At 49.0% G+C, this 20189-nt stretch carries 11 protein-coding genes; 7 read left to right on the top strand and 4 right to left on the bottom strand.

The window, feature by feature from the left end; translation table 11 throughout:
• Positions 1-192 precede the first annotated feature (192 nt).
• Both CRN95_RS09475 and CRN95_RS09480 read right to left on the bottom strand, forming a co-directional pair.
• Entirely contained in the window at positions 193-1815 is a 1623-nt protein-coding gene (locus tag CRN95_RS09475; protein ID WP_097020707.1) for a glycosyl hydrolase family 8, read from the bottom strand.
• Between the two features lie 180 nt (positions 1816-1995).
• Positions 1996-4116 (bottom strand): glutamine synthetase III, encoded by a 2121-nt coding sequence (locus tag CRN95_RS09480; RefSeq protein ID WP_097020708.1) that lies wholly within the window; start codon positions 4114-4116, stop codon positions 1996-1998.
• A gap of 300 nt (positions 4117-4416) precedes the next feature.
• Between CRN95_RS09480 and CRN95_RS09485 the strand changes: the two genes are divergently transcribed.
• The 4 genes from CRN95_RS09485 (at position 4417) to CRN95_RS09500 (ending at position 11287) form a co-directional block, all read left to right on the top strand.
• Positions 4417-7185 carry a TIGR02171 family protein gene (locus tag CRN95_RS09485; RefSeq protein ID WP_097020709.1) on the top strand — a complete coding sequence of 923 codons (2769 nt, stop codon included), beginning with the start codon at positions 4417-4419 and terminating at the stop codon, positions 7183-7185.
• A 106-nt stretch (positions 7186-7291) separates the two neighbouring features.
• Positions 7292-8590: a putative DNA modification/repair radical SAM protein gene (locus tag CRN95_RS09490; RefSeq protein WP_097020710.1), complete on the top strand. Its 1299-nt coding sequence runs from the start codon at positions 7292-7294 to the stop codon at positions 8588-8590.
• 66 nt (positions 8591-8656) lie between these two features.
• On the top strand, positions 8657-9517 hold the full coding sequence (locus CRN95_RS09495; protein WP_097020711.1) for a TIGR03915 family putative DNA repair protein: 861 nt from the start codon (positions 8657-8659) through the stop codon (positions 9515-9517).
• A gap of 132 nt (positions 9518-9649) precedes the next feature.
• Entirely contained in the window at positions 9650-11287 is a 1638-nt protein-coding gene (locus tag CRN95_RS09500) for a cellulase family glycosylhydrolase (RefSeq protein WP_088629720.1), read from the top strand.
• Between the two features lie 86 nt (positions 11288-11373).
• Here CRN95_RS09500 and CRN95_RS09505 read toward each other — a convergent pair whose 3' ends face one another.
• Positions 11374-11739: a helix-turn-helix domain-containing protein gene (locus CRN95_RS09505; RefSeq protein WP_097020712.1), complete on the bottom strand. Its 366-nt coding sequence runs from the start codon at positions 11737-11739 to the stop codon at positions 11374-11376.
• Between the two features lie 460 nt (positions 11740-12199).
• Positions 12200-12823: a formate/nitrite transporter family protein gene (locus tag CRN95_RS09515; RefSeq protein ID WP_097020713.1), complete on the bottom strand. Its 624-nt coding sequence runs from the start codon at positions 12821-12823 to the stop codon at positions 12200-12202.
• Between the two features lie 493 nt (positions 12824-13316).
• Here CRN95_RS09515 and gltB point away from each other — a divergent pair, with 493 nt between their 5' ends.
• The 3 genes from gltB to dapF all read left to right on the top strand — a co-directional run bounded on the left by gltB (position 13317) and on the right by dapF (position 20139).
• Positions 13317-17738 (top strand): glutamate synthase large subunit, encoded by a 4422-nt coding sequence (gltB, locus tag CRN95_RS09520; RefSeq protein WP_097020714.1) that lies wholly within the window; start codon positions 13317-13319, stop codon positions 17736-17738.
• 18 nt (positions 17739-17756) lie between these two features.
• Positions 17757-19121: a glutamate synthase subunit beta gene (locus tag CRN95_RS09525; RefSeq protein ID WP_097020715.1), complete on the top strand. Its 1365-nt coding sequence runs from the start codon at positions 17757-17759 to the stop codon at positions 19119-19121.
• 211 nt (positions 19122-19332) lie between these two features.
• Entirely contained in the window at positions 19333-20139 is an 807-nt protein-coding gene (dapF, locus tag CRN95_RS09530; protein ID WP_097020716.1) for a diaminopimelate epimerase, read from the top strand.
• The last annotated feature ends 50 nt before the right edge of the window (positions 20140-20189 follow it).

Raw genomic sequence — 20189 nt, forward strand, 5'->3', positions numbered from 1 at the left:
AAAAATGGTAATTTGGCGATTTTTGCGAAATTTTCAACAACGGGCTCAAACGCTACGCAAAAATGTTTTACATAAAATGTAATTTTTCGTTTTTATTTTACACTATATGTAATTGTATTTTACAAAAAAGAGCGTGCATTTCTGCACGCCCATTTATAGATCCCGACACAAAGCAGGAATCTCTAAGTCTTATTACTTCACAACCTTGTAGGTCTTGTCGCCGACGATGACGAGGAAGTTGCCTCTGCTATTGATGCGGACTTCTTGCATGGCAGAGCTTGTCTTTGCAGACTTGAGCACGCGACCATTTACGTCTGTAATGGCGAACTTGGTGCCAACCACAGCGTTTTCAATAACGATGGCGCTATTGGTAGACCAAACTCTCACAGCGTTGTTCAACTTAATCTTGGACCCAATGGCGATGGTTTCCGGCTTTGCGCTAACCTTGTAAAGCTTGCAAGATTCGAAAGCGTAGAACGTGGTATCCTTTTCAATCTTCACACCACAGTATTCGCTTGCTTCGACAGACTTTTCTTCGACAGTCGGCTTCGGCTTCCAAATCTTGAAGTTACCGCTCAAGTGGAGCATGGCGAGGTAGTGGACCAAGCCATCATAGTAGCGGTACTGACCGGTCATGAACTTCGTGTTCCAAGCGTTCTGGAGATTCTTCTTGATTTTTTCTTCAGAATCAGCAGTGCTTCTCAAGGCGATGGCGGCAACTGCGTTTGCACCGGCTTCGCCCTGCGTGTACTGTTCCTGCGGATTGGAACCGTCCCAGTTAAAGCGAGCGTGCTGATAGCCGTCCTTTTCAAAGAAATTGATGATGCGATTTGCCATTTCAATTTCTCTGGTAGAGTCAGCACCGAACAGGTAATAGTCCATACCGAAGTTCATAGCGCAACGCATGGCGTCGTACATGTACTTGGTGGAGTTGGAGTTGTAAGAATAGGACTGCGGCTGACCATTGAAGGAGCTGTAGTCGGCAAACAAGCCAGAGCTCGTGTTAGAAGACTTGTAAAGGTGATCACGTGCAGCGGTGACGGCCTTTTTCCACTTGTCAGTATCCTTTTCTGCCCAGCGGGAGAAGAGTTCCAAGTAAGCAGGCAAGTCATAAGACGGGTCAGAGAAATCGTTTCCGTTGCCGAGCGGCTGGAACACGATAATGTAGTTGCCCTGGTTAAAGAGCTTGTGGCTTGGGTTGTTCCACATCTTGTCCATGATGTACAGAGCGTCTTTTCTGTACTGATCATCGTCCCAGCGGTTTGCTGCGAACAAGAGAGACATCATAAAGTACATTTCGCCATCAGGTGCGCAGTTGTCGTCACCGCCCATGCCGCTATCGTTGCGCTGCCAGGCAAAGTAACCGTCCCAGTCACCACCCTTGTGCCACATGTGGTTCTTGGCCCATTTCCAGAGCTTGTCAAATTCTTCTTTGTGACCTGTCTGCACGGCAATCATCATGCCGTAAGACATACCTTCGGAGCGAACGTCATTGTTGTTGATATCCTTGATGTAACCTTCGTTACCATTGTCGAAGAACACCTTGGAATTGTTGTCGCCCTTAAAATAGTGTTCCCACATCGCATCCATTTTTTCTTTGATTTCTGCGTCGGTCTTGCCCAAGTAGGTCTTGAACGGGCTTTCATAGTTGCCGGTGTAATATGCGCCGTTGAACTGGGAACCATCTTTTTCGCAGTCCGGGCCATAGTAAGCGCCGTTTTCATCAAAGAAATTACCTGCGGTATCAGCTGCAGTTGCCATGGCGGCACTGAACAGCAAGGAGAGAGAGAATGCACAAACTTTTGTTGATTTCATGACAACAATTATATTTTCATTTTGCCACTTTTTATAGTGGTTTAGACAAAATCCCGATGTAAGTTTTTACAACAAAAAGAAGTTTATCAAAAAAAATCACCCGTCTTTCGACGAGTGATTTTGTCTTCGGTTTTGATGTGCTTAAATCGTTTTACGAGTGATGCGCATTTCTACTAGCGACTAGTAAATGAAAAGCATCTCACGATATTTCGGAAGCGGCCACTTTTCGTCCGGAACAATCTTTTCGAGAGAGTCCACAACCAAGCGGAGGTCGAGCATACCGTTCAAGATATCTTCGTGCTTCCCTGCGAGAGCCTTTTCCATCACTTCGATAGCAGCGAGTAACTTCTTGATGCTTTCGCCAAGCGGCTTGGCGTAAGAATCGAGAGCCGGGAAGCCCTGGTTCAGAGCCATTTCGTTTGCCTTGAGAGCAGCGGAGTAAGCTTCGATGGCCTGCGGGAGGATGATGTCCTTAGCCATGTCGCGAGCGATTTCACCTTCGATGTGAATCTTCTTGTGGTAGTCTTCCATGTTGACTTCGTAGCGGGAATCGAGTTCGCGCTTGTTGAACACGCCGTATTTTTCGAAGAGGGCGACGTTTTCTTTCTTGGTGAGTGCCTGGAGTGCTTCCATGGTGGTGCGGGTATTCGGGAGGCCGCGCTTTGCTGCTTCTTCAACCCATTCGTCGGTATAGCCGTTGCCGTTGAAGATAACGCGCTTGTGTTCCTTAACAATCTTCTGGAGAAGGTTCTGGAGTTCTTCGTGGAACTTGTCTGCAGAAACGTTGGCAAGCTTGTCTGCAATGATGTCGAATGCTTCGGCAACAATCGTGTTGAGGATAACGTTCGGTTCAGAGCAACTCTGGCTAGAACCCGGTGCACGGAATTCGAACTTGTTGCCAGTGAATGCGAACGGAGAAGTACGGTTACGGTCCGTAGCGTCACGCGGGAGTGGCGGGAGAGTATCAGAACCGAGCTTGAGAGCGCCAGCCTGCTTGCTGGACTTCGGATCGCCCTTTTCGAGCTGGTCGACGACGTCAGCAAGCTGGTCGCCGAGGTACATGGAGATGATTGCCGGAGGAGCTTCGTTTGCGCCGAGGCGGTGGTCGTTACCAGCGCTTGCCACAGCCATACGGAGCAAGTCAGCGTGAGTATCGACGGCGTAAATCACAGCGCAGAGCGTGGTGAGGAAGATGGCGTTCTGGTGCGGGTCCTTGCCCGGGTTCAAGAGGTTGGTCTTACCGTAGTTCACAGACCAGTTGTTGTGCTTACCAGAACCGTTGATGCCAGCAAACGGCTTTTCGTGGAGGAGGCAGACGAGTCCGTGACGGTCAGCGACCTGACGGAGGACTTCCATAATCTGCATGTTGTGGTCGCAAGCGAGGTTCACTTCTTCGAACATCGGAGCAAGTTCGAACTGAGCCGGAGCGACTTCGTTGTGGCGGGTCTTAGCCGGAATGCCGAGCTTCCAGAGTTCCTTTTCCACATCGTTCATGAAGTTCAAAATGCGAGACGGAATGCTACCGAAATAGTGGTCTTCCATCTGCTGGTGCTTTGCCGGAGCTGCACCGAACAAGGTGCGGCCAGCCTGATAAAGGTCCGGGCGCTGGAGGTAGAAACGCTTGTCGACGAGGAAGTATTCCTGTTCGGCACCGAGCGTAACAGTGACCTTCTGCTGGGCAACACCGAAGAGGCCCATGAGGCGGTCGGCGGATTTCTGCAAAGCCTGGATAGAACGGAGAAGCGGAGTCTTCTTGTCGAGAGCTTCACCAGTGTAGCTACAGAATGCAGTCGGGATGCAAAGGGTTGCGCCGTTGCCGTGACGCTTGATGAATGCCGGGGAAGTCGGGTCCCAAGCGGTGTAACCACGAGCTTCGAAAGTAGAACGGAGACCGCCACTCGGGAAAGAAGATGCGTCCGGTTCGCCGACGATCAAGTTCTTGCCGCTGAAAGCGAGGATTGCCTTGTCGCCTTCGGGTTCCAAGAAAGAGTCGTGCTTTTCGGCAGTGGAACCGGTAAGAGGCTGGAACCAGTGAGTAAAGTGAGTAGCGCCGCGATCAAGGGCCCACTTTTTCATGCCGTGTGCAACTTCGCCAGCGATGCTCGGGTCGAGCGGTGCGCCGTCATCGATAGTTGCAAAAAGCTTTTTGCAGATGTCTTTCGGCAGGTAAGTGCGCATGGCGTCGGCGTTGAAAACGTCTTCACCATAAAAGTCGATATTTGCGGGGGCTGCGGCCATGTTTGCGCCTGCTGCTTCGCTCGCGATTTCCTTGATTGCTTTTAATCTATATGCGTTGCTCATTTGGCAAACTCCTTATTGTTTTTTGTTTTTCGCAGCCCTATTTGCAAAAAACGTGCCAAAATGGAATTTGAATGATTTTACGCGAAAAAAGTGTAATTTGCGGGTTCCTAGCCCTCTTTACAAAATGCGATGTTTTCCAATTTTTGGAAAAACGAATGTTAATTTACAGAAAGTGTAAAAACAGGATGTAAAAAAGCGTTTGAACTAAGCCTTTCGTAACCAACTTGGGCTTTATTTGACAAAAACCTTTACAATTCATAATTTTGACGTAGAAAAGTAAGCTCGTATAGCGTGTTTTTCATGAAAATTTGGCTTTTTTTGTTAATTACATCAATATTATGGGGAGCTTGTAGCAATAGCAGTAGCTCGTCCAACGATATTGTACCCGACGTCGAACCCGAACCTGAAATAATGGAGGGCATGCAGGTCATCAAAGGCGGTGATCTGGTTTTGGGGAGTAACGAATCTTCGTTCAGGGCTGCTGAACGCCCTGTCATGAAAGTCCATCTCGATTATGAATTTTATTTAGATGTTCACGAAGTTACTTGTGGGAGCTATCGAATTCTCGCGAAAAAAGGCAAGGTGAAAGACTTTGGCGAATGCGCAAACGATGATCTACCATTAGCCAATGTTACTTATTTCGACGCCGTTCTTTATGCAAACGCCAAAAGCGTTGAACTTAACTACGATACCGCTTACACGTACACAAAAGCAACTTACGATACCGAAGGCCATTGCACAAATCTAGAAGGTTTTGCGTTCCATCCTGAGGCAGACGCTTTTCGACTTCCAACAGAAGCAGAATGGGTCCTCGCCTCATCGCGCAGCTGGAATCCCAAAGAAAAAAGCTGGAATTCTGAGAATTCCGAATTTCATGCGCACCCCGTCTGTACCGCAGGAAAGGATGCTCAAGGATTTTGCGACTTGGCAGGAAATGTAAAAGAGTGGGTGAACGACTGGGCTGGAACGTTCCGCGACACGACTGTTACAAATTATGTCGGTGCTCCTGATGGTGGCGCTGTTGGGGAAAGAGTTTTAAAAGGCGGATATTATTCAGACCGCGCATCAGAAATAAATTTGGTTTCCCGTGGCGATGATTACACCGTAGAATCTTCATCTCATGCAGAACGAATTGGGTTCCGACTCGCTTTTGGAAAAATTCCATCTCCGACATGGCTTGATGATAATGGCAAAGTGCAACAGAGCATAGTCTCTCCGCTTGCAAGCGCTGCCGCCTTAAAAGCTCATACTGGAACATACAACATGATTCTCGCATTCCGTAATGACATTAGCGGGAATCTTGCTTACATCAATTACAATGACGGAACGCTATCCGTTACAGAAATTGAAGACACTTTGGAAGTTTACCATCCCGATATTTCGCCTGACGGAAAACATGTAGCATTCTGCACTCGATTTGAAGGTATTGCTGGAGAATCCCGCCTTTACATTCGCGACCTGAACGCAAACGGTTCAAATCTTGTAAAGCTCGATGTTCCAAGCGCTGCAATCCCGCGTTGGCGCGTTGTAAACGGCGACACGGTTATCGTTTACGTCACGGATGCTGGCAACAACAAAGACGAAACCGCATTTACAGCGACGAGTACGTGGCAAGTAAAATTCGCAAATGGCAAATTTGGCGTCCCAGAAAAACTTTTTGATGGAGCTTATCACGGTGGCATTAGTGAAGACAACAAACTCGCTGTTACAGGTGCAAGATTGTTGCGTGCCCTCTTTGCGGATTCTGGTTCTGACATTACACAAAAATCGAACTCTGCTATATGGTACAATAACGAACAAGCTTGCAATGCGTCCCTAGCACAAGACGGCAGCAAGCGCACTGCATTCCTTGATTTCGCCGGAGAAACCGGTACAGCATTTGTCGGAACTCCATACGCCACGCACGAACGCATCTTCATCGCTGACAGCAATGGCAAATTGTTGCAGAGCGTCAAATCTCCTGATGGCTATACTTTCGATCACAGCGAATGGGCGACTGATGGGGAACGTTCCAACATCGTAGCGACTCTTGTCAATATAAACGGAGCCCATACGAAAATTGTGCTTGCAAACCCAACCGACAATAGCATTTTGGAACTTGCCGAAGGCGATGAACTCTGGCACCCCAATTTATGGGTAAAAAAAGTGATCAAGAATGATTCAGTTCCCAAAGACACGTTCCAGCTTAATCCCGACAGTGCGGGAATTTACTTTGTACCGGGCACGTCAGAAATAGCCGTCAAGTGGCGCTATAAAATTGATTTGCTTTGGCATCAATACGACTCGCTAAACACAGTCATTCTCGGATCGTCGCGAGCGCTTCACGGTGTTATCCCGTCGCTTTTCGATCAAAAGTTCAAGGCGCTCAATATGGCAAATTCAAACAGCATGCTCTATTGCGCAAATTTCATTTTTGAAAATTATGTTCTGCCGCATGTCAGCCACCTCAAATACATCGTCATTTCCGTTGATATGGATATCTGGTTCAATACGGCGCCCAACAGCTTCTTGTTAAACAACCACCGCAATTATCCTGGTTTTGCATACGACGAAGATCATAATTACTGGAAAGACGCCATTCCAAGCAAGCTCGCAGAATACACAAGAAAATCACCGGGGTATTCTAAATTCGAACCTTTATTGAACACCATGGGTTACGAACAACTTGAAGCCGCAGGGTGGGGAGAACCAAAAGTCTGGACAGACAGTTTGTGGCCAAACCGATTCCCCAATCTTTATTACGACAACTTTAATTTATTGAAAACGATTATTGAAGAATGTGAAGCACGAGAAATTTACGTCATTGGCGTCATCTTCCCGCAGAACCCCGCATACAAAAATACCGGTGCACTCGGATTCCACGGAATACAGAGGAGCAAGGCTCCCGCGCTCATCAAGGAACTCGCCGATTTACACGATGAACACCCCAACTTTGTCCTTATGGACGAAAACAAGATGGGGGAGCACGACTACACCGACGACATGGCTTTTGACTGCAACCATCTAGCCCACGAAGGGGCTATTCAAATGACCAAGCGACTGGATTCTCTTTTGCAAACTTTGCCGTAAAATCCACGAAACTCCATTTTACGCTTGCTTTTTTGTGCAGTTAATATTATATTTAGTGAACAAAAAGGCAAGTAAACAAGTGTGTCGTTAAAAACGATGGGCAAAAATGGATTTACGCGATAAACTGAACATTCTAGGCGATGCCGCCAAGTACGATGTTTCATGCTCGTCGAGCGGTTCCAAGCGCAATTCGCCAAAAGGCGGAATGGGGTGCGGGCACAGCTCGGGCATTTGCCATACGTGGAGCGCCGATGGGCGCTGCATTTCGCTATTGAAAGTGCTGTTCAGTAATGCCTGTAAGTACGATTGTGCTTATTGCGTGAACCGACGCAGTAACGATATCCCACGAGCGACTTTTACTCCCAAAGAGCTTATCAACCTTATGTTGGAATTTTACCGCCGCAATTACATTGAAGGGCTTTTCTTGAGCTCAGCCGTGATTGGCTCGCCAGATTACACGATGGAACTGTTAATTAAGGTGGCAAAGGAATTGCGATTGGTACACCATTTTGGCGGTTACATTCATTTAAAGGCGATCCCCGGCGCAAGTTCTAGGCTTTTGTTCGAGGCCGGGCTTTATGCCGATCGCAGCAGCGTGAATATCGAAATTCCTTCGGACAAGCAGTTGCAATACCTCGCGCCCGAAAAGAATTTTGCATCCATTTACCGCCCGATGAATTTCTTGGCGGAACGCAAGCTTGAATACAAAACGGACAAGTCCAAGTACTCTCCGAAGTTCTTGCCGGCAGGGCAGAGCACACAGATGATTGTCGGAGCGTCGGGGGAGACCGACTTCCAAATTTTGACGCTTTCGGCGGGATTTTACAAGCAACAGCAAATGAAGCGTGTTTATTTTTCGGGGTATGTTCCGATAAATGCAGACAAGCGCTTGCCTGTAATTACCACAAAACCGCCGCTTTTACGCGAACACCGGCTTTATCAGGCCGACTGGCTCATGCGCTTTTACAAGTTCGAGTACAACGAGATTCTTGACGAGAAAAATCCGTTCCTGGACCCAGATTTGGATCCGAAAGTGATGTGGGCACTCCGCCATCCGGAATGTTTCCCAGTCGATTTGCAGACTGCCGATTACGAGATGATTTTGCGCGTGCCCGGCATTGGCGTGAGGTCTGCACAGCTCATTGTCAGCGGAAGGCGTTATTCTAAAATCAGATTCGAACATTTGAAGAAAATGGGGGTGGTGCTCAAGCGCGCGAAATACTTCATCTACGATAGCGACGTGCCGCGAGAACTCCACAAGCTTTACCCCGAAATGATTCGTCCCTTGCTCATAGCGGGCAAACCCAAGAACGATCAACTCGACCTATTCGACTCCATGCCCGCAGCGCTGCCACAGCCAAAAGCCGCACCATCCACTAACGCTTTGTCAATCGCAAACAACTAACCATTCTCATCTCGTCATCCTGAACGCGAAAGCGTGAAGGATCCAGTTAAGTTTCGCATCAAAATTATGTCCCTCGCGATTCATTACGATTCTACTTTCGACGGCTTCTTGAGTGCCGTTTTCGAGATTTACCGCCAACATCTCGATGTTTCTTGCTTTGTCGCCGAACGCACGTACGAAGCGGAACGTGAAGCGGCAACCGACCTTTTCGCGCACCCCTTCCACGTTGAAACGTCTGAAGATTCCGCCAACCGCCTCAAACGAGCTATTACCAAAGCAGCAAGCAAGGACATATTGAATTTACTCGAAACGTGTTTCCGTTCCGAAGACGCGAACATTGAGATGAACATTCTTGCGTACTTGCGCAAGCTTTTTGCGGGGCTAGACCCGAATTACGGTCGCAATCCGTCAAGTCTCGAAATGATTCCGCTCATTACCATCGCGCGTTCCGTACGTCGCGAAATGGACAACATGTATGGAATGGTGCGTTTCAACAAAGCGCCCGATGGCATGTATATCGCCGAAATCGAACCGAAGTACGACATTCTCGAAATGATTGTCGGGCATTTCCGGTGCCGTTTCCCCAACGGCACATGGGCGATTATTGATGTCAAGCGTGGCTTTGGCGTCTATTACGAGAATTACCGAACACATTTTGTAACGGTTCCCGACCCGAGTTACATTTCAGCGCACGCCCCTCCAGATGAATTTACTCGTATGTGGAAGTCTTACTACGACACGATGGCGATCAAGGAGCGGCTCAACCCGCGCCTTCTTCGACGTTGCCTGCCTGTACGCTACTGGAAACATCTTCCTGAACGTTCGTTATCGAACTACTCGGCGAAAAACATCGGAAATGTAGTGCCGCCGCAACTTCCATCTGAAGTCGCCAAATCAAACGCGTCAGCATCCATAAGGCTCAAATAGCCGAGCTTACGCCTTGTGGCACATATTTTGCTTGAAAAGTCCATGGTTGAGCGCTGAATTTTTTATATATGCGAAAAAATTTTGGCTCTAAAATACATTTAGTTGTATATTTATAATGGATTAATTGACATTATGGAGAAAATTAAAGACATGAACGGCTCATCTGTGAAACCGGGCTTTTTCGTTCAAGATTCTTTTCTGTATAGCAAGGACAACGAAAAGGTTGTTCTTCGTGGTGTAAACCACATGTTTATTTGGACGGATCGTGAAGGCAAGACCATTCCCGAAATTGCAAAGACTGGCGCAAACTGTGTAAGAATTGTTTGGAATACTCGAGGCCGCATCAGCGACCTCGACAACATTATTTCGCTTTGTATTGCCAACGGCATGATTCCTATCCCGGAAATTCATGACACGACCGGTAACTGGGACCGCCTGAGCGACGCCCTTGAATTTTGGCTTCGCGAAGAAACACTCCAGATGATTTACAATCATCAGGAATACTTGATTTTGAACATCGGTAACGAACCGGGCGACAAGGCCCAGAGCGCCGATGAATTTTTCAATGCCTACAACATCATCGTAACAAAGCTCCGCGCCTCTGGAGTGCGTGTGCCGATTATGATCGACGCCGATGAATGGGGCCAGAACGAAAAGAATTTGTTGAACGTGGGCCCGAAGCTTTTGCAGGCAGACCCCGAACACAACTTGATTTTCTCGATTCACATGTGGTGGCCGACCGAACGCCACAATCCGGTGGCTACAGGCTACGAAACCGTCAAGGATCGCATCAAGGGGACGCTCGAAGAATCCCTCAAGCGTAAGATTCCGCTGATTGTCGGCGAATTTGCTCCGGTGGCTGCAGGCGGTGTTCGTGAAATTCCGTACAAGTTTATCATGTCGGAATGCGAACGCTTGAACATCGGCTGGCTCGCATGGAGTTGGGGTCCGGGTAACTTCGACAGTCCGGAAATGGACATGACAGTTCACGGCTCCTACAACACGCTTATTGGCTGGGGCAAGGAAGTCGCTGTCGATAGTCCTCTCGGCATCCAGAATACGAGCGTGATTCCAAACTTTATCCAGAATAAGGATTTCACAACCGGCTCTCAGGGAACTGGTGCGAATATCATTGAAAACGGCGAATTCAATGCCGAAGATCCGCTTTCTGGCTGGACAACCGACTTCTGGGGTGGAAAGGGCGATGTGACCGTCAAGGATGGCGTTGTGCATTTCGACATCAAGAAGGGCGGCAAGGATTCCTGGAATCTCCAGTTCAAGCAGCATTTCGCGCTCCACAAGGGTGTAACGTACATCTTTAGCATGCGCGCCAAGGCTGACAAGCCGCGTACGCTCAACGTGAACATCAAGAAGGACTGCGAAAGCTATACACCGTATGCAAACGGCCGTATTCTCGACTTGAGCACGAGCTGGCAGAACTTCAGCTGGAAATTCACGATGAAGGAAGAGACCGACGTCGACGCCGTGCTCATCTTCGACATGGGCGGCGTGCCGATATCCTGGAATCTCGCAGACGTTTCGCTCGTTCACGCCCGCAGCGTTGCCGACCGTTTGAATAGAACGTTCCAGCGCAACGTGCAAAAGAACTCCGGTTACTTCAACGCACCGAACGGCCCGTGGGAACTGCACCTGTACTCCACAGATGGCAAACTCCTCGAGATTCTCGACAAGGGTAAGGGCGGGGAAGGCATGCGTCAATACCCGAAGATCGAACGCAGCGGCATCATGGTCATCAAAGACCTCGGATAAAACATCATTTTGTCATTCCGGCCTCCGCGCCGGAATCGCCTATTTACGAAAAAGCGCAATCCCTCGTGGATTGCGCTTTTTCTTTGTCATTTCACGAAATCAAAAAATGCGGCAGGATCAGTGCCAAAAATTTCACCGAGCTTAACAGCCATTTTTCGAGATACCGTTCTTCGACCGTTTTCCATAGCGCAAAGATTCTGCACCTGAATACCGAGTTTTTCTGCAAGAGTCACTTGAGACCAATTGCGCAAATCCCTATTTGCGACAATCATTTCCCCTGGTGTAGTATCAAGCGATTTAAACCATTCCGTTTGTTCAAACGGTTCAGATTCGTTGTCGTCGCTAACAATTACATTTTCGGGTTTATAAGTGTCACGCAAAAAGCGTACAAGTGGGGCAGGAATATGTTTCGCTCTGATTTCAATACGGGGCCTTTTCACGACTGCCAGCATAGTACACCTCTATATTTATAGATCCGTCTTTACATGTCCAGCATGCTACCCAATTTAAAGCGAGATGACAATGGTATGTCTCGTTTCCAAGTTTTGAGTAATGCCAAAATAGTGGTTGAATCGGACCAGAAACTTTCAATGATTGCAGAAGAGCCTTAAACTTATTTTGTACAGCTTTAGGCATAGTCATTGCATTTTTCTGAGCCCGTTTTGTTACGGTCACATTATACATAATATAATCAATTTTTGATTATTCGTCATTGATTATTTTTGTAAATGGCATCTTTATATTTTTAATGTCGTTTTGTGATGCATCTTTCATGCGCTTATCTCCTTAAATTAAAAAAGACATCCAAATTTTTGGATGTCGCAGCGCATTATTCAGAAACGCAAAAGAAATGTAAGTTATATAGATTTTTTGGCAAGGCACCCATTGTAAAAAGGGTGTAAATTCGCTTATTTACGCGTTCGCGGACTTGGCGTTTAGCTTTTGCATGAGTGGGATGAGTCCACCGCCAATGGAATTGCCAATCGTAATCGCGACAAGTGCCTTGAGCATTGTCGTTGAAAAATCGCCTGCCAGCGAGAAGTAGAACATGTCTGCAATGCAGTGTTCGAAACCGCTTAAGATAAAGACCATCACCGGGAGGAACACGATAAATACTTTCCCGACCTGGTTTTCTACGTTCTTGTAGCCGTCAGCAGCGATGAACATGAGCATCCCGCAGAAAATTCCGAGCACGAGCAAACTAGCAAAACCATCACCGTCCTTGATAACGCAAAGAGCATTTGCATTCGCTTGAAGTGCCGCTCCATAGCGAGTCGCTGCCATTAACTTCGCGAAAACGAACGTTCCAATGAAATTTCCGAGCCAGACAATTCCCAAAAAGCCCCAATAATTAATCTTTTTGTTGACGAAATAGCCGACCTTGCCTGTAAAAAGGTTGAATCCGAAATTCAAAATCGTAAAAAGCCCCAGTCCGAACAAGAACGACCCGAGGATCTTATTGTCGCAAGAAAGGTAAACCGTTCCGCCGAGCCCAATGCACAAACCGGAGTAAATAGACTTGATAAAATTAATCATGGCGCCAAATTTAAAATTTTTAAACAACGCTCATTTTCCAATTTTTGTCTACAAATACGTTATAAAACTTAAATTTTCACTACTTTATGATTCTGAAGGCGTTTTTTGCGAAAACAAGGTCTTTATGGACGTTAATCTTTTGGCTAGAAATGTAAAAGTCTAGTTGAAAGCTCCAGTGATACTACAAAAAATGCATTTTTAGACAGAAAAGATGAAATTGGAAAATAAAGAATCTGAAAAACATAACACAGCATTCAAAGAAGTCTAATAAGAGCAAATTCATCAAATTTAGATTTACGTATTTTGTAAAAATTCAAAATTTAATTTCAAAAACTGTAAACCGTGTTTGCGTCAAATTTTAGAGATTCTGTTCAGAAATTTCATTCTTTTACATTTTTAACCGCTTTTTCATGAATTGAAGCGGGCTTTACGCATTTTGTCGCGAGTTGGCACAGTTTTTGCATAAAGGGCGCAAAAACTAAAAAGGATTTCTATGCAAGCACAAGCTCTTTATGATCCAGCCAACGAACATGACGCCTGCGGCGTCGGCTTGGTCGCCAATATAAATAATATCGCTTCTCACCAGATTGTTGTCCAGGGTATCACCGTCTTAAAGCGCCTCCTCCATCGTGGTGCAACGGGTGGCGACCCGGAAACGGGTGATGGTGCCGGCCTTCTGCTTTCGATGCCGCACAAGTTCTTCCACAAGATCTACAACGATCTTCCGAGCCGTTACGGCGTGGCGATGATCTTTGTCGAAAATACTGTGGCTGCCGATTCTGCCGATGCAGAAATTGAAAAGCTCGCAGCTGCTGAAGGAGCTCCGGTCGTTAAGATCCGTGAAGTTCCGGTGGATCCGTCCGCTATCGGCCACACGGCTCGCGAAACACTTCCGCACATCCGTCAGTACATTTTTGACGGTTCAAAGTTCGAATCGAACGAAGCGTTCGAAATCAAGCTGTTTGTGCTCCGCCGCTTGATCGAAAAGTCTGTCAAGAACCTCTATATCTGCTCTTGCAGCTCCAAGACGATTGTTTATAAGGGACTCTTGCTCGCCACACAGATCGAAGGCTTTTACAAGGATTTGAAGGATAACGATTTCGAAAGTGCTATCGCGCTTGTCCACCAGCGTTATTCGACCAACACGTTCCCGACCTGGCCTTTGGCCCATCCGTTCCGTTACCTCGCTCACAACGGCGAAATCAACACGCTCCGCGGTAACCTGAACAGCCTCAAGGCTCGTGAACCGTACCTCAAGAGCGACCGCATTGGCGAAGATTTGCAGAAGTGCTTGCCGCTGATTGCCGCAGGCCAGAGCGACTCCGCTAGCCTCGACAACATGTTTGAACTTTTGGTGGCCGCTGGCCGTAGCCTCCCGCATGCGATGCTCATGATGATGCCGCAGGCTTGGGGTGCAAAGCATTACCTCGGCCGCGATGTGCGTGGTTTCTTCGAATACGAATCCATGTTGATGGAACCGTGGGACGGCCCGGCAGCGGTCGCGTTCTCCGATGGCGTGAACGCTGGTGCCATTTTGGACCGCAACGGTCTCCGTCCGGCACGTTACACTTTATGTAAAGACGGTTTGTTTGTCATGGCATCCGAAACGGGTGTGCTTGACATCGACGACGACAAGGTTGAAGAAAAGGGTCGTTTAAAACCGGGTGAAATCATTTACCTCGATATTGAAAACCACCGCATCTTGAAGAATGCGGAAATGAAGGCTCTCGTCGCCCGCAGCAAGCCATACCGCCGCTGGGTTGCCGAAAACAAGATGAGCGTTCGCGGCCTCTTCAGCGAAATCAATCCGTCTGACGTTCCTGCCGATTTGCTTATCCAGCAGAAGCGCTTTGGTTACTCTGCCGAAGACTTGAGCGTGATTTTGCAGCCGATGGCAAAGACGGGCGCAGAACCGCTCGGTTCCATGGGTAACGACGCCGCTCTCGCCGTGCTTTCTGACAAGCCGCAGCCGCTGTTCAATTATTTCAAGCAGCTGTTCGCTCAGGTGACGAACCCGCCGATCGACCCGATTCGTGAGGAACTCGTGATGAGCCTTACGACCTACATCGGTAACCACGGCAACATTCTCGAAGAAACTCCGGAACAGGCTCACCTCATCAAGATTCCGCGCCCGGTCGTGACCGAAGACGAAATCCGCCGTTTCGAAAACATCGGCGACAAGAGCTTTACTGCTAAGGTGCTCAAGATGCAGTTCCCGATTGGCGGCAATGGCGAAGTTCTCGAAGAAGCTTTGCAGAAGCTCGCTGGCGACGCCATCCGCGCCGTGCAGGACGGTTTCAACATCATCGTCCTTTCCGACAAGAACGTGGATTGGGGCTATGTCCCGATGCCGTCGCTCTTGGCTACCGCTTGCGTAAATCGCTCGCTCGTCGAAGCTGGCGTCCGCCCGGAAATCGGTTTGATTGTGCAGTCCGGTGAAGTCCGCGAAGTCATGCACTTTGCCCTTTTGCTCGGTTACGGCGCAACGGTCATCAACCCGTACCTCGCTCTCGAAAGCATCACGAACATGTGCCATACCGGCGAAATCAATGTGGATCCGGTCACGGCTGCAGCCAACTACATCAAGGCTGTGGACAAGGGTCTCTTGAAGATCATGTCCAAGATGGGTATCTCTACGCTCCGCAGCTACCGCAGCGCTCAGATTTTCGAAGCCGTCGGTCTCAACCGCGAATTTATCGACAAGTACCTCCCGGGTACTGCAAGCCGCATCGAAGGTATCGGCCTCAAGGAAATCGCTCAGGAAATCGACGCTCGTTGCCATATCGCTCTTGCCGACGCTAGCAGCGTCCTCAAGGAAGGCGGTCAGTACCGCTATCGCAGCGAAGGCGAACGCCACTTGTGGACTCCGCAGTCTATCGCTGCATTCCGCCAGGCTGTGCAGATGGGCGATTACGAAAAGTTCAAGGCTTACTCCAAACTCATTGACGACCAGTCCGAACGTCTCGCAACACTCCGCGGACTCTTCAAGTTCAAGGAAACGACTCCGATTGACATTTCCGAAGTCGAATCTCGTGAAAGCATTGTCAAGCACTTTGTCGCTGGCGCTATGAGCCTTGGCTCCTTGAGCCCGGAAGCTCACGAAACAATCGCTATCGCCATGAACAGCGTGGGTGCCATGAGCAACTGCGGTGAAGGTGGTGAAGACCCGGATCGCAATACTCCGGGGCCGAACGGTGAAATCCGCAGCTCTGCTATTCGCCAGATCGCTTCTGGTCGTTTCGGTGTGACAATTGACTATCTCCGTCACGCTAAGGATTTGCAAATCAAGATGGCTCAGGGTGCAAAGCCTGGTGAAGGTGGCCAGCTCCCGGCTCGTAAGGTGAACGAATTTGTGGCTCGCGTGCGTCACTCTATCCCGAATGTGTCGCTCATTTCTCCGCCGCCGCACCACGATATTTACTCCATCGAAGACTTGGCTCAGCTCATTTACGACTTGCACAACTCCAACCCGAAGGCTCGTGTTTCTGTGAAGCTCGTGTCTGAAGTCGGTGTCGGTACGATTGCAGCCGGTGTTGCCAAGGCTCACGCAAACGTCGTTCTCATCTCTGGTCACGATGGCGGTACGGGCGCATCTCCGCTCACTTCCATTAAGCATGCCGGTCTTCCGTGGGAACTTGGTATTGCTGAAGCGGAACAGACTCTCGTTTTGAACAATCTCCGTGGCCGCGTGAAGCTCCAGGTCGATGGTCAGCTCAAGACCGGTCGTGACGTTGTGATTGGCGCTCTCCTCGGTGCCGAAGAATTTGGCTTTGCCACGAACTTGCTCGTATCGCTCGGCTGCATTATGGACCGCCGCTGCCATACGAACCAGTGCCCGATGGGCCTTGCCACGCAGGATCCGGAACTCCGCAAGCACTTCAAGGGCAAGCCGGAATACGTCAAGAACTTCTTGTTCTTCATCGCTGACGAAGTCCGCGAAATCCTCGCAAGCCTCGGTCTCAAGAGCCTCCATGAAGCCTGCGGCCGTAGCGACTTGCTCGATGTGAACCACGCTATTGAATTCTACAAGGCAAAGCACCTCGACTTCAGCAAGGTCTTCCAGACTGTTGAAGGCTGCAAGTCCTTCGATGAAAATTATGAACCCGAAGAACTCGTCAACTTTGACCGCCGCGAAATTCTCCCGTTCGTGCAGGATTCCTTCAAGGAAGGCAAATCGGTTGAACTTTGCGCTATGATCCACAATACGGACCGTACGGTCGGTACAGAAACTTCTGGCTACGTGGATGACTTCTACGGTGCAAAGGGTCTCCCGGAAGATACGATCAAGATTCATTTGCAGGGTGTTGCTGGCCAGAGCTTCGGTGCATTCCTCGCTCCGGGTATTACTCTTGACCTTGAAGGTGAAGTCAACGACTTTATGGCTAAGGGACTCAGCGGTGGTAAGATCATCGTTCGCCCACCGCACAACGCAACGTTCAAGGCCGAAGACAACGTCATCGCTGGTAACGTCATCGGTTACGGTGGCACGAGCGGTAAGGTGTTCATCAACGGTCTCGCTGGCGAACGCTTCGGTATCCGTAACTCCGGTATGCTCCTCGTTTCTGAAGGCGTGGGTGACCATGGTTGCGAATACATGACGGGTGGTCGCGTGGTCGTGCTCGGTCGCGTGGGCGTGAACTTCGCTGCCGGTATGACGGGTGGTCTCGCTTACGTCTACGACGAAACAGGTCACTTTGACTTGAGCTGCAATGTGGATTCTGTGGACCTTGAAAGCGTGCTTCCGGGTACGGAAAGCGAAAAGGAACTCCTCGACATCATCAAGCAGCACGTCGAAGCTACTGGTTCTGCAAAGGGCAAGCGCATTCTCGAAGATTGGAATGATGCCCGTCCGAAATTTGTAAAGGTATTCCCGGTTGAATACCGTCACGCTTTAGCTATGCACACTCAGAAGTAAACCGGTACGGAGGATATAATGGAAACAGTACAGAGAATACAAGATGTTTACCGTCCGGTTGATGAACGTGTCAAGGACGTGAAAGAAGTTGAACGCTCGCTGACCGCTGTTGAAATTGTGGCTCAGGCCGGTCGCTGCTCGAATTGCGGCGTGCCGTTCTGCCACGGTGCAGGTTGCCCGCTCGGGAACCTCGTTCCGGAATTTAACGAAGCGGTTGCCGCAGGCGATATCCGCAAGGGTTACGATATCATTAGCAAGACGGCATTCTTCCCGGAATTCACGGGACGCGTTTGTCCGGCTCTTTGCGAATCTTGCTGCACACGTAACTTGAATGACGATGCAGTGATGGTCCGTCAGGTCGAAAAGTTCATGATCGAAACAGCCTTCGAAGAAGGCTGGGTGAGCCTCCCGACAGCAGAACCGAACGGAAAGACTGCCGCCGTGATTGGCGCAGGTCCTGCGGGCTTGTTTGCTGCCGAAGCACTTCGTCGCAAAGGCTTTGCCGTGACGGTTTACGAAAAGCACGAAAAGCCGGGTGGACTCCTGCGTTACGGCATTCCGAACTGGAAGCTCGAAAAGCAGGTGATTGACCGCCGCGTAGCTCTCCTCGAAGCCGCTGGCATCAAGTTTATTTGCAATACCGAAATCGGCAAGGATATTTCTGCGGAATACATCCACCGCAATTTCGATTACACGTTCCTCGCTATTGGTACGCCGAACGCTCGTGACTTGAAAATCCCGGGCCGTGAAGCCGAAGGCATTTACCTCGCTCTCGATTACTTGCACGGTGCCGAAATGCCTGATTGCAAAGATCCGGAAAAGTACAATGCCAAGGGCAAAAAAGTCTTGATCATTGGCGGTGGCGATACGGGTAACGACTGCGTGGGTAAAGCAATTCGTGAAGGATGCAAGAGCGTTCTCCAGGTGGAATTCATGCCGAAGCCGCCTGAGACTCGTTCTCCCTCTACGCCGTGGCCGGATTGGCCGTACTTGCTGCGCACAAGCTACGCACACCACGAAGGCGGCGAACGTCGCTGGAATGTTTCGTCCAAGCAGTTTATTGTCAAGGACGGTCACGTGGCAGGTGTCGAAGCAGTCCGTGTCGAATGGGATATGTCTCCGCTCGGCAAGCCGCTCAAGCCGAATGAAGTTCCGAATTCTACGGAAATCATCGAAGCTGATTTGGTCGTGCTCGCCATGGGCTTCACAGGCGTTCCGGCTGAAGGCCTCGTGAACGACTTGGGCTTGAAACTTACGCCGCGTACGGCAATCATCCCAGACCCTGCACGTAACATTTACGCGGTCGGTGACTGTGCTAACGGAGCTTCGCTTGTGGTTCGCGCCATGGCAAGCGCCAAGCAGGTCGTAAACCGACTCAAGTAATACATCTCCGTTCCTGAAACTCAAGAGTTTTACAATTTTTGTAAAACTCTTTTCTTGTTTTTACACATTTTGTAAAATATTTCATTTCCTGAAAATCTCTTAATTTTCAAAATCCTCGAAATTACTTCAAAATCACCACTTTTACTGAAATTGTAAAAGTGGCACGATTTTTGCCTATAGAGCGCGAATAGCGTAAAAAGGATTACATTTTATGTCTTTAAAATTTTCAAAATGGACTGGTCTCGGCAACGACTTCGTTCTCGTCGAACCTGGTGAGTCTTTCGACATGACTCCGGGCAAGGCTCTGGAACAGCGTGTAATTGAACTTTGCGATAGACGCTTTGGCATTGGCGCTGATGGGGTAGTCGTCGTAACTCCGATAAACGAAAATGTAAAAAGTAACGAATTTGAAATGCGCATCTTCAACGCAGACGGTTCCGAAGCCGCCATGTGCGGTAACGCCACGCGTTGTGTTGCAAAGTTTATCCAAAGTCGCGGTCTTAGCGATGATAGCAATTTTGTTTTGCACACCAAAAGCGGTCTTGTAAAGCCATCCGTTCTGCCGGATGGCCGTGTTTGTGTAAATATGGGCCTCCCGCGCGAATTCTTGGGAACGATCAAGCTCACAGCAGATACATTTGATTTTACGGGCGTAACAGTTTCTATGGGCAACCCGCATACCGTTATCTTCGTAGACGACATCGAAAAAATTCAGCTTGAAAATTGGGGACGCATCCTCGAAGTAGACAAGATTTTCCCTGACCGTTGCAACATCGAATTTGCACAAGTGATCAACGAAAATACGATTCGCATGCGCGTCTGGGAACGCGGTTGTGGCGTGACGATGGCTTGTGGCACCGGAAGCTGCGCAACGCTTGTTGCCGCTCAGCGCACAGGTCGCATCGGTCTCGAAGCAGACGTTGTCTTGGATGGCGGAACGCTTCACATCAAGCACGAAGAAGGCGGCCCAGTCTTTATGACCGGCCCCGCAAAAGAAGTCTTCAAAGGCGAAATCTAAATCGTTTAAACGAGTGAGCTCCTAAAACCTATTACCTAAAACCGAATACT

It is taken from the genome of Fibrobacter sp. UWB16 (assembly GCF_900215325.1).
Taxonomy (GTDB): domain Bacteria; phylum Fibrobacterota; class Fibrobacteria; order Fibrobacterales; family Fibrobacteraceae; genus Fibrobacter.

Coding starts and splice junctions, on each gene's coding strand:
- CRN95_RS09475 (WP_097020707.1), bottom strand. CDS start 1,815: ATGAAATCAACAAAAGTTTGTGCATTCTCTCTCTCCTTGCTGTTCAGT.
- CRN95_RS09480 (WP_097020708.1), bottom strand. CDS start 4,116: ATGAGCAACGCATATAGATTAAAAGCAATCAAGGAAATCGCGAGCGAA.
- CRN95_RS09485 (WP_097020709.1), top strand. CDS start 4,417: ATGAAAATTTGGCTTTTTTTGTTAATTACATCAATATTATGGGGAGCT.
- CRN95_RS09490 (WP_097020710.1), top strand. CDS start 7,292: ATGGATTTACGCGATAAACTGAACATTCTAGGCGATGCCGCCAAGTAC.
- CRN95_RS09495 (WP_097020711.1), top strand. CDS start 8,657: ATGTCCCTCGCGATTCATTACGATTCTACTTTCGACGGCTTCTTGAGT.
- CRN95_RS09500 (WP_088629720.1), top strand. CDS start 9,650: ATGGAGAAAATTAAAGACATGAACGGCTCATCTGTGAAACCGGGCTTT.
- CRN95_RS09505 (WP_097020712.1), bottom strand. CDS start 11,739: ATGCTGGCAGTCGTGAAAAGGCCCCGTATTGAAATCAGAGCGAAACAT.
- CRN95_RS09515 (WP_097020713.1), bottom strand. CDS start 12,823: ATGATTAATTTTATCAAGTCTATTTACTCCGGTTTGTGCATTGGGCTC.
- gltB (WP_097020714.1), top strand. CDS start 13,317: ATGCAAGCACAAGCTCTTTATGATCCAGCCAACGAACATGACGCCTGC.
- CRN95_RS09525 (WP_097020715.1), top strand. CDS start 17,757: ATGGAAACAGTACAGAGAATACAAGATGTTTACCGTCCGGTTGATGAA.
- dapF (WP_097020716.1), top strand. CDS start 19,333: ATGTCTTTAAAATTTTCAAAATGGACTGGTCTCGGCAACGACTTCGTT.